This window comes from Pseudonocardia sediminis (genome assembly GCF_004217185.1).
Taxonomy (GTDB): domain Bacteria; phylum Actinomycetota; class Actinomycetes; order Mycobacteriales; family Pseudonocardiaceae; genus Pseudonocardia; species Pseudonocardia sediminis.
In genome coordinates this window covers 4,890,023-4,903,463 of sequence record NZ_SHKL01000001.1, presented here as the reverse complement: position 1 = coordinate 4,903,463, position 13,441 = coordinate 4,890,023, and the positions used below count along the sequence as shown (strand labels likewise).

Below are 13,441 nucleotides of genomic sequence, written 5' to 3'. Positions count from 1 at the left end.
GTAGGGGCCGTCCTGCTTGCGCCGTTCGGGTGCACCGTGCCGTGGGAGTGGGTCGAATCGGAAAAGTTCTTCCGGGCGCGACTAGCGGCCGGGCACTGTTCGGACCCGGCCTACTCCCGCGGCACGGTTCGACCGCACACCCCGGCGAGTGCGGTCTGGGAGGTGAAAGGGTCGCACGCAGCCGCCCACCTGCGCCACCGATGATCGCTGCACACGGTTGTGATGTGGAGCGCCCGCCATCGCAGCACATCCGGGTTGCGGGACCGTGTCCCGGCGGTGAGCTGTGGACGACCCGCAGCAGGTGGGCACGGATGTAGCCGGAGCCGGACACGGTGGGTGAGGGCCGGACGCGGCGACGGAGGTCCGAACGGGCGAGGATGGTGGCGTGACCGCCCGACCCACCACCGCACCCTCCGGCCGCGCGCCCGTCGACGTGACCGCCGCCCTCGACGACGTGGCGGCGGTCGGCCCGTTCTTCGCGCTGCCGGTCCTCGACGGCGGCGGCGCCGAGCCGTTCGCCCGGCTGCACGCCGACCCCCGGCCGCTCTCCGACCGGATCGCCCGGGTGCGGCAGAGCCTCGGCTCGGACGAGCGGGTCGCGGCGTCGATCGGCTTTCAGGGCCTGGTCGCGCGGCTGGTCTCGGCGCCGCTGGCCGCGGTCGTCCTGCACGCGGTGCTCCCGGATCTCGCCGGTCTGAGCCGGCGTCCGGGCGGCGACGACCCGTGGGCCCCGGGACTCACCGGCGCCGGCGGCGCGAGCACCCCGGACCCGGCCGAGGACCCGGGCGGTGCGGCCGCCGTCCTCGGCGCCGAGCTGGTGGACGCGCAGCTGGCCCCGCTCGTGGAGGCGGTGCGCGGGCTGGTCGCGGTGTCCGGCCACGTGCTGTGGGGCAACGTCGCGTCGGCCCTGGCGGGGTCGGCGCGGGTGCTCGACTCCGCCCGTCCGGGATCGCGACCGGCCCTGCTGGGCGTGCTGGGGGCGTTGCTGGAGCACCCGTCGCTGTCCGGGACCGGGAGGCTGCTGGTGCTGGAGCCCGGGGTGGCCGACACCGAGTGGGGGTTCCGGCGGCGCTCCTGCTGTCTGTACTACCGGGTGCCCGGCGGCGGGAAGTGCGGGGACTGCGTACTCAACAGGCCCTGAGTCCCGACAGGGCCTCAGTCCCGACGGCGCCGAGTCCAGGCGCCCCGAGCGGGCCCTCCGGCGTCAGGGCAGCTCGATGTCGGCGATCGTGACGCGGACGTCGGCGTCCAGCCCGGTCGTCTCGCGGACCGCGGCGCCGACCTCGTGCTGCACCGTGGCGGCCAGGTCACGACAGTTGTGCCCGAGCTCGGTGACGACCGTGACCCGCACGTCGGCCCGGTCCCCGCGCACCGCCACGGCGACGCCCTCGGCGCGCAGCTCCGCCGGCACCGGGTCCGGGCTCAGCCAGGTCCCGGCCAGTCCGAGCAGCGTCTGCGACAGGTCGGCCCGCAGCGTCACGACCCCGGGGACGGTCCGGGCGCGGCGGGCCGCGATCCGGGCCACCGCGAGGTCGCCGACGTGGTAGCGGACCGGCGGGGCGGCGCTCCCGCCCTCGGGCTCTCTCACGCGTCCTCCCGCTCGTCCCAGACGTCCTCGACGTGGATGTCCACCCGGGCCACCGGCACGCCGAGCGCCCGGTCCCCGGCCGAGATCATCATCTGCCGGACCCGCGCGGTCACCGACGCCAGGTCCACCCCGAACCGCGCGGTGACGGTGACGGCGACCCGCAGGGGGAGTGCCGCGTCCGGGCCGCTGCTCTGCTCGATCCGGCAGCTGCGGGCCCGGAGACCGCCCATCGAGTCGACGACGTGGCGCAGTGCGGCCGCGGCGGCGGGCCGGCTCAGCCACGCGCCGTCGCCCAGGGACAGCAGGTCGTGCGGGCGTAAGTCGGCCACGACCGCGCCCATCACCTGTTCGAGGACGTTCGGGGGAGGGCGCAGACGCTGCTGCGCCATCCGCCCGACCAGCCCGCCCAGGCTCTCCCGGTCGGAGACGGTCGAGCGGCAGTGCGGGCAGGTGCGCTCGTGCTCGTCGAGCTCGCCGTCCTCGGCGTGGTCCCAGACCAGCGCCGCGTCCCGGCCGCACGCCAGCGGCTCGGCCGCCGCCGATCCGGGATCGGTCCCGGGGACCTCGGCGGGGCTGCCGCCGTCCGGGACGAGCCCCGCGGGGTCCGTGCACTTCATCGCCATTCCCGCATCCCCTCGGCCAGTGCCGTCCGGGCCCGGTGGATCCGGCCGCGGACGGCGGTCTCCCCGGCGCCGGTGATCTCGGCGATCTCCGCGTAGCCCAGTCCCTCCAGCTCACGCAGCACCCAGCACGTCCGCTGGTCGTCGGGCAGGCGCCCGAGCACGCGTGAGAGTGCCGCCATCTCGGCGTCGACCTCGGCGGCGCGCTCGGGGGAGCGCGACCCGGTCGAGGCCAGCACGTCCTCGCCGACCTCCGAGACCGGCACGGTCGGGCGGCTGCGGCGCAGCAGGGCGGTGCAGCGGTTGGTCACGATCCGGTACATCCAGGTGGAGAACGCCGCCTCGCCCCGGAACGAGCCGATCTTCTTCCAGGCGTCGAGCAGTGCCTCCTGCAGCGCGTCCTCGGCGTCGGTGCGGTTGCCCAGCACGCGGACCGCGACCCGGAAGAGCGCGTCCTGGTGGCGGCGCGCGAGCTCCTCGAACGCGTGCACGTCGCCCTCCTGCGCCCGGACGACGAGCGTCGTCTCGTCCAGCGCGGCGCGGGCGGCCGGGGCGGCGCGCGGGGCGGGCGGGGGCGCGGTCGCGGCGGGACCCGGCGACGCGTCGTCGCGTACGAAGTCCGTCGTGGCGTGCAACCGGGTCCCGTCCGTCGTCGGGGTGAAACCCCGGAGCATGGTGACGCCCGTCACAAAGGCGTGAGCATCCACCGGGGACGGGTATCGAAGTAGAGGTAAGACGGTAGACGTCCGCGCTCGCGGGTGCCCGTCGAACGCTCGAAGGAGGCGACCGGCATGGGCGCAGACGACAAGGCCGACCACAAGAAGGAAGAGCTGGGCGGCAAGCTCAAGGAAGGCGTCGGCAAGCTCACCGGCGACGAGGGCCTCGAGGCCCAGGGCAAGAACGACCAGGCCAAGAGCAGCCTCAAGCAGGCCGGCGAGAAGATCAAGGACGCCTTCAAGAAGTAAGGCCTTTCTTCTCGACCCCCGAACGGCACCCCGGTCACGGCCGGGGTGCCGTTCGCATGTCCGGGCTGCGTGTCCGGGCTAGAGTCCGTCCCCGTGACCGACGAGCCCGTGCACGCGTCCATCCGCCCGGTCGACGGGCCGGACGCACACGCCGCCGACGTGGCGGCCGCGGTCCTCGGCCACCCCGCCGTCATCCGGCTCGACGGCGGCCCGTTCGGCAGCATCGCCTCCTATCTCCCCGGCCACCATCTGGCCGGCGTGCGCGTCGGCCTCGCCGACGAGCCGACGGAGGTCGCCGTCGTGGTCCGGCTGGGGCACCCGTTCCCGGGCCTGGCCGACGAGATCGCCGGCCGGGTGCGCTCGGTACTCGGGCCGGTCGCGGTCGAGGTGACGTTCTCCGACGTGGGCGCCGCCGACGCCGTCTCGGTCCCCGCGCGGCAGGAGCCGTGGGCCGGCCGGCGTGCTCTGTGGCACCGGGGGACCGGCGCCGACGGACCGGCCTGAACGCCCGGCCCGACCCGCCCGCACCGCTCTCGCCTAGACTCGCGCGAGCCCCTGACGTTCGTCGTCGCGTCTACCGCGACGGGCGGTGAAGACACCGCGACGTCATCGGGGCGTCAGGGTCGCCGCGGCGCGACCTGTACCTGAAGTCAGCACCGTCAAGGAGTCCCACCGTGAAGAGCACCGTCGAGCACCTCAGCCCGACGCGCGTCAGGATCAACGTCGAGGTGCCGTTCGACGAGCTCAAGCCCGACTTCGACCGCGCGTACAAGAACATCGCCAAGCAGGTCAAGATCCCGGGCTTCCGCCCGGGCAAGGTCCCGGCGCGGGTCATCGAGGCCCGGCTCGGCCGTGGTGTCGTGCTCGACGAGGTCGTCAACGCCGCGATCCCGAACAAGTACTCGGAGGCCGTCAGCGGCGCCGACGACGTGACGCCGATCGGCCGCCCCGACATCGAGGTCACCGAGATCGCCGACAACGAGCGGCTCACGTTCACCGCCGAGGTCGACGTCCGCCCGGAGATCGCGCTGCCCGACCTGGACTCGCTGAAGGTCGAGGTCGACGAGGTCGAGGTCACCGACGACGCCGTCACCGAGCAGCTCGACCAGCTCCGTGCCCGGTTCGGCACGCTGACCGGCGTCGAGCGCGCCGCGGCCGCGGGCGACTTCGTCCAGATCGACCTGTCGGCCTCGGTCGACGGCAAGGAGATCGAGGAGGCGGCCACCACCGGCTTCTCCTACGAGGTCGGCCAGGGCGGTCTCATCGACGGCATCGACGAGGCCATCACCGGTATGAAGGCCGACGAGGAGAAGACCTTCCCCTCCACGCTGGTCGCCGGCGAGTACGCCGACCAGGAGGCGCAGGTGACCGTCAAGGTCACCGCCGTCAAGGAGCGTGAGCTCCCCGAGGCCGACGACGAGTTCGCCCAGCTGGCGAGCGAGTTCGACACGCTCGACGAGCTGGTCGAGAACCTGCGCGAGCGTCTCGGCTCGGCCAAGCGGATGGAGCAGGCCACGCAGGCCCGCGACCGGCTGCTCGACCAGATCGTCGAGGGCACCGAGGTCCCGCTGCCGGAGAGCGTCGTCGCCGCCGAGGTCGACTCGCGCACGCACGACGCCGTGCACGCGTTCGACCACGACGAGGACCGCTTCGCCGAGTTCCTCACCCAGCAGGGCAAGACCCGCGAGGAGTTCGACACCGAGGCGAAGGACGAGGCCGAGAAGGCCGTCCGCTACCGCCTGGTGCTCGACGCGCTGGCCGACAAGGAAGAGGTCTCGGTCGGCGACCAGGAGCTCACCGAGCGGATCATGTACCAGGCCCAGCAGTACGGCATGGCGCCCGAGCAGTTCGTCCAGCAGATCCAGCAGGCCGGCCAGCTCGGCGCGATCTACCAGGACGTGCGCCGCAGCAAGGCGCTGATCACCGCCGTGCGCGCGGCCACCGTCACGCTGCCCTCGGGTGACGTGGTGGACCTGTCCGACCTCCTCGGCTCCGACGACGACGTCGAGGTCACCGACCCGACCGCCGACGAGGCCCCCTCCACCGTGGAGGGCGAGGTCGTGGACTCCACCGACGACACGGCCGACGCCGCGGGGGACAAGGACGACGACAAGGCCGGGGACGCCGCGGCGGCGAAGGCCTGAGCTGGGCGTTCGCCGGATCGGTGCGCTCTCGGCGAACATCGCGGGTTGATCCCTACGCGGGCCTCCGGGTCCGCGTAGGGTCGGCCCCGAACCGGCCCCCCACGGGGCCGTACGCGGGTCCGGCGCCCGGCGTGTCGATCACCGGCAACGGGCCCGGACCCGACAGGCCCCAGGACTTTGTAGAAAGCAGGGTGAAGTGAGCCAGCAGGACATCGGCCCGCTCATGCGGGCCTCGAGCGGCAGCATGTCGTTGTCCGACTCGGTGTACGAGCGGCTGCTGCAGCAGCGCATCATCGTGCTCGGGCAGCAGGTGGACTCGGAGATCTCGAACCGGATCGCGGCGCAGATGCTGTTGCTCGCGGCCGAGGACCCCGAGCGGGACATCCAGCTCTACATCAACTCGCCGGGTGGTTCGGTCAACGACGGCATGGCCGTCTTCGACACCATGAACCTCGTGCCGTGCGACGTGGCCACGACCGTGATGGGCATGGCCGCCTCGATGGGGCAGTTCCTGCTCTCCGCGGGCACCCCGGGCAAGCGCTCGGCGCTGCCGCACGCGAAGATCATGATGCACCAGCCCTCCGGCGGCATCGGCGGTACGGAGGCCGACATCACGATCCTGGCCGACCAGCTCCGCAAGACCAAGCACGAGATGGCCGAGCTGATCGCGCAGCACACCGGGCAGTCGGTGGAGACCATCACGCGCGACTCGGACCGTGACCGCTGGTTCTCCGCCGAGGAGGCCAAGGACTACGGCTTCGTCGACCACGTGGTGACCCACGCCGGCCGGATCTCCACCACCTCGCCGAACGGGAGCGCCTGATGAGCAACTTCGATCCGCGCCGCCCGGTCTCGGGCGCCGACGCGTTCGGTCCCGGTGGCCACGCGCCGGAGCAGGCACGGTCGCGTTACGTGCTGCCCTCCTACGTGGAGCGCACCAGCTACGGGGTCAAGGAGTCGAACCCGTACAACAAGCTCTTCGAGGAGCGCATCATCTTCCTCGGCGAGCAGATCAACGACACCTCGGCCAACGACACGATCGCCCAGCTGATGGTGCTCGAGTCGCTGGACCCGGACCGTGAGATCAGCGTCTACATCAACTCGCCCGGCGGGTCGTTCACGTCGCTGATGGCCATCTACGACACGATGCAGTTCATCCGGCCCGACATCCAGACCGTCTGCCTCGGGCAGGCGGCGTCGGCCGCGGCCGTGCTGCTCGCCGCCGGGACCGCCGGTCGGCGGATGGCGGTCGAGAACGCCCGCATCCTGATCCACCAGCCGGCCACCGACGGTGTCTACGGCCAGGCGTCGGACCTGGAGATCCAGGCCGCCGAGATCTCGCGCATCCGTCGCCGGATGGAGGAGATCCTGGCCCGGCACACCAACCGCTCCTTCGAGCAGGTGCACGAGGACATCGACCGGGACAAGATCCTCACGGCCGAGGAGGCCAAGGAGTACGGCCTCATCGACGAGATCGTGCAGAGCCGGAAGCTGTCCGCGACCGGATAGATAGTCGACCGCCCGCCGACCCGTCGCCGTCCGGGACTCCCACGGGGTCCCCGGCGACGGGTCCGGGCAGGTACCGTCACACAGACTCACCTCGGTGGGTACCGCTCAGGCACTGCGCCGAACTCGGACTTGGGGATTCACACCTATGGCACGCATCGGTGACGGCGGAGACCTGCTGAAGTGCTCGTTCTGCGGGAAGAGCCAGAAGCAGGTCAAGAAGCTGATCGCCGGTCCCGGCGTGTACATCTGCGACGAGTGCATCGACCTCTGCAACGAGATCATCGAGGAAGAGCTCGCCGAGGCCGGTGAGGTCAAGCTCGACGAGCTGCCCAAGCCCGCCGAGATCCACGAGTTCCTCGACCAGTACGTCGTGGGCCAGTCGACCACCAAGCGCACGCTGTCGGTGGCCGTCTACAACCACTACAAGCGGATCCAGGCCGGTGACCGCGGCCGTGGCGCCGACGGCGACGGCATCGAGATCGCCAAGTCGAACATCCTGATGCTCGGCCCCACCGGCTGCGGTAAGACCTACCTCGCGCAGACCCTGGCCAAACTCCTCAACGTCCCGTTCGCGATCGCGGATGCCACGGCGCTGACCGAGGCCGGCTACGTGGGCGAGGACGTCGAGAACATCCTGCTCAAGCTGATCCAGGCCGCGGACTACGACGTGAAGCGCGCCGAGACCGGGATCATCTACATCGACGAGGTCGACAAGATCGCCCGCAAGTCGGAGAACCCGTCGATCACCCGGGACGTCTCCGGCGAGGGTGTGCAGCAGGCACTGCTCAAGATCCTGGAGGGCACCACCGCGAGCGTGCCCCCGCAGGGCGGGCGCAAGCACCCGCACCAGGAGTTCATCCAGATCGACACGACGAACGTGCTGTTCATCGTGGCCGGGGCGTTCTCCGGCCTGGAGCGCATCATCGGCGACCGGGTCGGCAAGAGCGGCATCGGCTTCAGCGGAGTGATCCGCTCGAAGAAGGACATGGACAACGCCGAGAGCTTCGGCGAGACGCTCCCCGAGGACCTGATCAAGTTCGGTCTGATCCCCGAGTTCATCGGTCGGCTCCCGATCGTCGCGTCGGTGACCTCGCTGGACAAGGAAGCCCTCGTCAAGATCCTCACCGAGCCGCGGAACGCGCTGATCAAGCAGTACCGCAAGCTCTTCGAGATGGACGGCGTCGAGCTCGAGTTCTCCGACGAGGCCCTCGAGGCCGTCGCCGACCAGGCGATCCTGCGCGGCACCGGTGCCCGTGGCCTGCGCGCCATCATGGAGGAGGTCCTCCTCCCGGTGATGTACGACATCCCGAGCCGCGACGACGTGGCGAAGGTCGTCGTCACCGACCAGACGGTGCGCGACAACGTCAACCCGACGATCGTCCCGCGTCAGCCCCCGCGCCGGGAGCGCCGCGACCGCTCGGCCTGACCCGCCGGGACCTCGATCGAATCGTTACGCCGCGACACGGCCCGGAGCCCCGGGCCGTGTTGCCGCATTCCGCCACGGAACTTAGGTTTCTCCCGACACTGAACCAATCGGGAGGGGCGCCATGGCGGCCAGTGCTGGATTCCTGTCGCGGGAGCGCATCGTCGCCCCGCCCGGCTGGAGTCGCTGGCTGATACCGCCGGCGGCACTGTCGATCCACCTCGCGATCGGCCAGGCCTACGCCTGGAGCGCGTTCAAGGCCCCGCTCGAGGCGGGCCTCGACGTCTCCGGCGTCGCGAGCGCGCTGCCGTTCACGCTCGGCATCATCATGCTGGGCCTGTCCGCGGCGCTGTTCGGCACGAAGGTCGACGCGAACGGGCCGCGCTGGGCGATGGTCGTGGCGACGTCCTGCTTCGTCGCCGGCTTCCTGATCTCCGGTGTGGGTCTCTACCTCGGCCAGTTCTGGCTGGTCGTCGTCGGGTACGGGTTCGTCGGCGGCATCGGCCTGGGCATCGGCTACATCTCGCCGGTCTCGACGCTGATCAAGTGGTTCCCGGACCGTCCCGGCCTGTCCACCGGCATCGCGATCATGGGCTTCGGTGGTGGCGCGCTGATCGCCTCGCCGCTGACCGCCTCGCTGCTGAGCACGTTCGGCGCCTCCGGCGAGAACCCGTCGGTCTCCGGGATCGGCACCACGTTCATCGTGATGGGCCTGATCTACCTGGTCTTCATGTCGCTGGGCTGGATCCTGATCCGGGTGCCGGCGGAGGGCTGGACCCCGCCCGGCTGGAACCCGGCCGAGGCCAAGCAGGGCACGATGATCAGCCGCGGGCAGGTGTCGGCGCGCAACGCGATCCGGACGCCGCAGTTCTGGCTGCTCTGGGTGGTGCTCTGCTTCAACGTCACCGCCGGCATCGGCATCCTGGAGCGGGCCAACCCGATCTTCAAGGACTTCTTCCAGGACGCGACGCCGGCCCAGACGATCGCCGCCGCGGCCGTCGGATTCGTCTCGATCCTGTCGCTGGCGAACTCGGCCGGGCGCCTGGCCTGGTCGTCGCTGTCGGACGTGCTCGGCCGCAAGAACATGTACCGCATCTACCTCGGTGTCGGCGCGCTGCTCTACCTCGCCGTCACCCTGCTGACGAACACGAACCGCTTCGTGTTCCTGATCTGCGCGATCCTGATCCTGTCGTTCTACGGGGCCGGGTTCGCGACCGTGCCGGCGTACCTGCGCGACCTGTTCGGGACCTACCAGGTCGGCGCCATCCACGGCCGTCTGCTCACCGCGTGGTCCACGGCCGGAGTGCTCGGGCCGCTGATCGTCAACGCGCTCGCGGACAACCGGATCGAGGCCGGTGTCACCGGCCCGGCGCGCTACACCACGGCGTTCACGATCATGATCGTGCTGCTGGCGATCGGCTTCGTGTGCAACGAGCTGATCCGCCCGGTGAACGAGCGCTTCCACGAGCCGAAGTCCGAGACCGCCACGACCACGGAAGGGGCGCAGGCATGAGCAGCACCGCCGCACAGGAGAACACCTGGTCGCCCCTGCAGTGGGTGGGTGCCGTCGTCGCGTGGCTGTGGGTGGTCGTGCCCTTCGGATACGGCCTCTACCAGCTGCTGATCAAGATCCCGGCGCTGTTCGGATGAGCGACGACGCGGCCGCGATGACCCCCTGGGTCCAGGCCGTCACCAAGGAGCTCGGGCTGCACGACGTGGACACGGTCGCGGCCGTCGACACGATCCTGGACCTGACCTCGGACGTCGCCCACAGCGTCTCCCGCCCGGGCGCGCCGGTCACGGCGTTCCTGCTCGGCATCGCCGCGGGTCGCGCCGACGAGCCGGACGAAGCCGTCAAGGAGCTGTCGACCAGGCTCTCCGACCTCGCCGAGAACTGGGACGGCTGACCCTTCGGGCACCGGTCGCGACCCGGGTGTCCCGAGGGGTCCCCTCGCTCACGGGGACGCCCCGGAGGTTCCTCTCGGGGCGCCCCTCGGACCTTCGTAGAGGCGCGTCAGTGTCGCGCAGTGTTCACCGGGGCGTCGCCCGATTCGTCCGGACCGGGGTCGCCCGTCCGGGTTACAAGGGTGGGGTGCGCTCCCCGCTGACTCGTCGTTCCCTGTTCCGCTCCGCCGCCGTGGCCGGTCTCGCCGTCCCGGCCGTCGCCGCCACGGCCTCCCCGGCATCCGCGTCCGCAGGACCGGCGCTGCTGCGCCCGGACCGGCCGTCGCTGACGCACGGGGTGCAGTCCGGTGACGTCCTGCCCGGCTCCGGCCTGGTGTGGACGCGCGCCGACCGTCCGTCGCGGATGGTGGTGGAGGTCGCCGACAATCCGGAGTTCCGCCGGGCCCGCCGGCTGCGCGGCCCGGTGCTCACCCCGGCCACGGACCTGACCGGGCGGCTGCGGGTGCCCGCCACCTCGCGCGAGGTGCACTACCGCGTCGTCGCGGAGTCGCTGGACGGGCGCGGTGCGAGCGAGCCGGTGACGGGGATGTTCCGGTCCACGCCCGGCCCGCGCGACGGTGCCCGGATCCAGTGGTCCGGCGACGTCGTCGGGCAGGGCTGGGGGATCAACCCGGACGTCGGCGGGATGCGGATCTTCTCGGCGATGGCCGACCGCGACCCGGACCTGTTCCTGCACAGCGGCGACACCGTCTACGCCGACGGCCCGCTGACCGAGACGGTGACGCTGCCCGACGGCCGGACCTGGCGCAACGTCGTCACGCCGGAGAAGCGCAAGGTCGCCGAGACGCTCGCCGAGTACCGCGGGCAGTACGCCTACAACCTTCTCGACGAGAACGTCCGCCGCTTCAACGCGGCCGTCCCGCAGATCAACCAGTGGGACGACCACGAGGTCACCAACAACTGGTACCCCGGCGAGGTCCTGACGGATCCGAAGTACACCGAGAAGCGCGTCGACGTGCTGGCCCCGCGCGCGTTCCGGGCGTTCCACGAGTGGGTGCCGCTGGACCCGCGCCGCGCCGTCGACGGGCGGGTGTACCGGCGGATCCCGTACGGGCCGCACGTCGAGGTGTTCGTGCTGGACATGCGCCACTACCGCGACGCCAACGGGCCGAACACCGGGCCGCGCGGACGGATCCTCGGCGAGCGCCAGGCCCGCTGGCTCGTGGACGCGCTGAGCTCGAGCCGGGCGACCTGGAAGATCGTGCAGTCGGACATGCCGATCGGGATCCTCGTCCCCGACGGCGACACGGCGTGGGAGGCCGTCGCGAACGGCGAGCCGAGCGCGCCGACCGGGCGCGAGTCCGAGATCGCCGGGGTGCTGACGGCGCTGGCCCGGAAGAAGGTGCGCGGCGTGGTCTGGGTGACCGCGGACGTCCACTACACCGCGGCGCACCACTACTCGCCGGACCGCGCGGCGTTCGACGGCTTCGACCCGTTCTGGGAGTTCGTCTCCGGGCCGCTGCACGCGGGGGCGTTCGGTCCGAGCGAGCTGGACCCGACGTTCGGGCCGGAGGCGGTGTTCACCCGCGGCCCGTCGCGTCAGGGCGCGTCGCCGCTGGAGGGTTTCCAGCACTTCGGCGAGCTCGAGGTCGCGCCCGGCGGCCGGGAGATGCGGGTGACGCTGCGCGGGCAGCAGGGCGAGGAGCTGTGGGGGACCACCCTCACCCCGTGAGCGCCGGCCGTTCCGAGGGACCGGTGAGGGTCGGGGTGACCCGGCCGAACACGCCGTTCGCGCCGATCGGGATCCGGTCGAGGGTGATCTGGCGGTGGGTGCCGTCGCCGCCGGGGATCGTGAAGCGGTGGTACGCCATGAACCATTCGTCGGTCCCGGGGATCTGCAGCACCGAGTCGTGCCCGGTGCCGCGGATCCCCTTCGCCGCGTCTTTGGAGAGGATCACGCCGCGGTCGGTGAACGGCCCGGTCGGGCTCGTCGCGGTGGCGTAGCCGACGCGGTAGTCCTCGCTGGTGAACACACCGATCGACCACGTCAGGTGGTAGGTGCCGCCGCGCCGCGCCATGTGCAGGCCCTCGCCGAAGCCGTCCAGACCGTCGATCCGGCGGACCTTCCCCGGGTCGAACGAGACCATGTCGGCGTTGAGCGGGACCACGAACGCCTCGCCGTTTCCCCAGTACAGGTACGTGGTGCCGTCGGGGGCGGTGAACGTCGCCGGGTCGATCGACTGTCCCCGCCCGCTCGTGTTCGCCTCCACCAGGGGACGTCCGATGTCGGTGAACGGGCCGGTGGGGGAGTCGCCGACCGCGACGCCGATCCGCATGTCGGCGGTGTAGTAGAAGAAGTAGCGCCCGTCCCTGCGGGCGACCGCCGGGGCCCACGCGTTGCGCTCGGCCCAGTCGACGTCCGGGCCGAGCCCGAGCACCTCCCCGCGGTCGCGCCAGGTCACGAGGTCCTTCGACGAGAAGACGCGGAACGACGCGTCGGCCGCTCCGGCGCCGTCGGTGGTCGGGTAGAGGTAGTAGGTGCCGTCGAACGCGACGATCGTCGGGTCGGCGTAGTTACCGGGGATCGTCGCGGCGCCGGCGGGACGCTCGGCCCTCGGCGGTTCCGGCGGGGGCGGCTCGGCCGCGGCGGTGCCCGGTAACAGGACGCCGGGCAGAAGGGCGCCGGGGAGAAGGGCCAGGACGGCGGCGGTCGCGGCGGCCGGCAGCCGCGCGAGGGAGCGGGGAAGCACCCGGGCACCGTCTCCCGGGTCGCGACGCAGAGCGACCTCCGACCCGCCGTGGGACCCGTTCGTGCGACCTGACGCCCCCGGGACGGGTGACTACGCGGTCATGTCCAGGTGAGCGTTGACCTTCGTCGGGCGGATCCGGACCACGAGCTCGCCCGGCACCCCGTTGCGGCGGCCGAACTCCTCGGCGCGGTCGGCGCCCATGTAGCGCCCGCCGAGGTCGGTGGCGGTGCGGAGCAGGTCCTGCGGGTCGGTGCTCGTCCGGGCCTCGCCCTGGACCTGCACGAACGCGAACGGCGGCTCCGGCAGGTCCACGGTGAGCACGAGCCGCGGGTCGCGGGCGATGGCGCGGCCCTTGGCGGTGTCGGCGCCGGTGTTGAACACGATCTCGCCGTCCTCGACCAGGAACCAGACCGGGGCCACCAGCGGACGGCCGTCCTGCGCGACCCAGCCGAGCATGCCGGTGCGGGTGCCGTGGCGGAGGAAGTCCACGACGTCCGGGGTCAGTGTCGCTGTCTCGCTCATGACGCCGACCCTAGG

16 protein-coding genes are annotated in these 13,441 nt (G+C 71.8%); 11 read left to right on the top strand and 5 right to left on the bottom strand.

What is annotated here, in order from left to right; translation table 11 throughout:
* The first annotated feature begins 385 nt into the window (after positions 1-385).
* Positions 386-1,141 carry a (2Fe-2S)-binding protein gene (locus EV383_RS22970; protein WP_130291850.1) on the top strand — a complete coding sequence of 252 codons (756 nt, stop codon included), beginning with the start codon at positions 386-388 and terminating at the stop codon, positions 1,139-1,141.
* Between the two features lie 63 nt (positions 1,142-1,204).
* On the opposite strand, the gene EV383_RS31395 is transcribed toward EV383_RS22970, so the two are convergent.
* Genes EV383_RS31395 through EV383_RS22955 form a run of 3 tightly spaced genes read right to left on the bottom strand, consistent with a single transcriptional unit; the run spans position 1,205 to position 2,843 of the window.
* Entirely contained in the window at positions 1,205-1,588 is a 384-nt protein-coding gene (locus tag EV383_RS31395) for an Asp23/Gls24 family envelope stress response protein (protein WP_165438467.1), read from the bottom strand.
* Complete coding sequence (locus EV383_RS22960; RefSeq protein ID WP_242623257.1) at positions 1,585-2,205, bottom strand: Asp23/Gls24 family envelope stress response protein; 621 nt, start codon at positions 2,203-2,205, stop codon at positions 1,585-1,587. The genes EV383_RS31395 and EV383_RS22960 overlap by 4 nt, the downstream gene beginning before the upstream one ends.
* Entirely contained in the window at positions 2,202-2,843 is a 642-nt protein-coding gene (locus tag EV383_RS22955) for an RNA polymerase sigma factor (protein ID WP_242623256.1), read from the bottom strand. Before EV383_RS22955 ends, EV383_RS22960 begins: the two co-directional genes overlap by 4 nt.
* A gap of 156 nt (positions 2,844-2,999) precedes the next feature.
* Here EV383_RS22955 and EV383_RS22950 point away from each other — a divergent pair, with 156 nt between their 5' ends.
* From EV383_RS22950 to EV383_RS22910, 10 genes are all read left to right on the top strand, one after another.
* Complete coding sequence (locus EV383_RS22950; RefSeq protein ID WP_130291847.1) at positions 3,000-3,173, top strand: CsbD family protein; 174 nt, start codon at positions 3,000-3,002, stop codon at positions 3,171-3,173.
* A 93-nt stretch (positions 3,174-3,266) separates the two neighbouring features.
* Positions 3,267-3,677 (top strand): hypothetical protein, encoded by a 411-nt coding sequence (locus tag EV383_RS22945; RefSeq protein ID WP_207223629.1) that lies wholly within the window; start codon positions 3,267-3,269, stop codon positions 3,675-3,677.
* 170 nt (positions 3,678-3,847) lie between these two features.
* Entirely contained in the window at positions 3,848-5,317 is a 1,470-nt protein-coding gene (tig, locus tag EV383_RS22940; protein ID WP_130291846.1) for a trigger factor, read from the top strand.
* Between the two features lie 223 nt (positions 5,318-5,540).
* Complete coding sequence (locus EV383_RS22935; protein ID WP_130294864.1) at positions 5,541-6,140, top strand: ClpP family protease; 600 nt, start codon at positions 5,541-5,543, stop codon at positions 6,138-6,140.
* Positions 6,140-6,826 (top strand): ATP-dependent Clp protease proteolytic subunit, encoded by a 687-nt coding sequence (locus EV383_RS22930; protein ID WP_130291845.1) that lies wholly within the window; start codon positions 6,140-6,142, stop codon positions 6,824-6,826. Before EV383_RS22935 ends, EV383_RS22930 begins: the two co-directional genes overlap by 1 nt.
* A gap of 145 nt (positions 6,827-6,971) precedes the next feature.
* Positions 6,972-8,252 (top strand): ATP-dependent Clp protease ATP-binding subunit ClpX, encoded by a 1,281-nt coding sequence (clpX, locus tag EV383_RS22925; RefSeq protein WP_130291844.1) that lies wholly within the window; start codon positions 6,972-6,974, stop codon positions 8,250-8,252.
* Between the two features lie 121 nt (positions 8,253-8,373).
* On the top strand, positions 8,374-9,762 hold the full coding sequence (locus EV383_RS22920; protein ID WP_130291843.1) for an OFA family MFS transporter: 1,389 nt from the start codon (positions 8,374-8,376) through the stop codon (positions 9,760-9,762).
* Positions 9,759-9,899, top strand: coding sequence for an MFS transporter small subunit (locus tag EV383_RS31390; protein WP_165438466.1), 141 nt, complete (start codon positions 9,759-9,761; stop codon positions 9,897-9,899). Before EV383_RS22920 ends, EV383_RS31390 begins: the two co-directional genes overlap by 4 nt.
* Positions 9,896-10,156 carry a DUF6457 domain-containing protein gene (locus tag EV383_RS22915; protein ID WP_130291842.1) on the top strand — a complete coding sequence of 87 codons (261 nt, stop codon included), beginning with the start codon at positions 9,896-9,898 and terminating at the stop codon, positions 10,154-10,156. The genes EV383_RS31390 and EV383_RS22915 overlap by 4 nt, the downstream gene beginning before the upstream one ends.
* A gap of 185 nt (positions 10,157-10,341) precedes the next feature.
* On the top strand, positions 10,342-11,886 hold the full coding sequence (locus EV383_RS22910; protein WP_130291841.1) for an alkaline phosphatase D family protein: 1,545 nt from the start codon (positions 10,342-10,344) through the stop codon (positions 11,884-11,886).
* Here the strand turns inward: EV383_RS22910 and EV383_RS22905 are convergent.
* A complete protein-coding gene (locus EV383_RS22905; protein WP_242623255.1) occupies positions 11,876-12,904 on the bottom strand; it encodes a family 43 glycosylhydrolase in 1,029 nt (342 codons plus the stop codon). The genes EV383_RS22910 and EV383_RS22905 overlap by 11 nt on opposite strands.
* Before the next feature lie 90 nt (positions 12,905-12,994).
* Positions 12,995-13,426, bottom strand: a complete 432-nt coding sequence (locus EV383_RS22900; RefSeq protein WP_130291839.1) for a PPOX class F420-dependent oxidoreductase — start codon at positions 13,424-13,426, stop codon at positions 12,995-12,997.
* Between the last annotated feature and the right edge of the window lie 15 nt (positions 13,427-13,441).

What these genes read in the sequence shown, in the direction of transcription:
- EV383_RS22960 (WP_242623257.1), bottom strand. Translation starts at nt 2,205, where the DNA reads ATGAAGTGCACGGACCCCGCGGGGCTCGTCCCGGACGGCGGCAGCCCC.
- EV383_RS22950 (WP_130291847.1), top strand. Translation starts at nt 3,000, where the DNA reads ATGGGCGCAGACGACAAGGCCGACCACAAGAAGGAAGAGCTGGGCGGC.
- EV383_RS22935 (WP_130294864.1), top strand. Translation starts at nt 5,541, where the DNA reads ATGCGGGCCTCGAGCGGCAGCATGTCGTTGTCCGACTCGGTGTACGAG.
- EV383_RS22930 (WP_130291845.1), top strand. Translation starts at nt 6,140, where the DNA reads ATGAGCAACTTCGATCCGCGCCGCCCGGTCTCGGGCGCCGACGCGTTC.
- clpX (WP_130291844.1), top strand. Translation starts at nt 6,972, where the DNA reads ATGGCACGCATCGGTGACGGCGGAGACCTGCTGAAGTGCTCGTTCTGC.
- EV383_RS22920 (WP_130291843.1), top strand. Translation starts at nt 8,374, where the DNA reads ATGGCGGCCAGTGCTGGATTCCTGTCGCGGGAGCGCATCGTCGCCCCG.
- EV383_RS31390 (WP_165438466.1), top strand. Translation starts at nt 9,759, where the DNA reads ATGAGCAGCACCGCCGCACAGGAGAACACCTGGTCGCCCCTGCAGTGG.
- EV383_RS22915 (WP_130291842.1), top strand. Translation starts at nt 9,896, where the DNA reads ATGAGCGACGACGCGGCCGCGATGACCCCCTGGGTCCAGGCCGTCACC.
- EV383_RS22900 (WP_130291839.1), bottom strand. Translation starts at nt 13,426, where the DNA reads ATGAGCGAGACAGCGACACTGACCCCGGACGTCGTGGACTTCCTCCGC.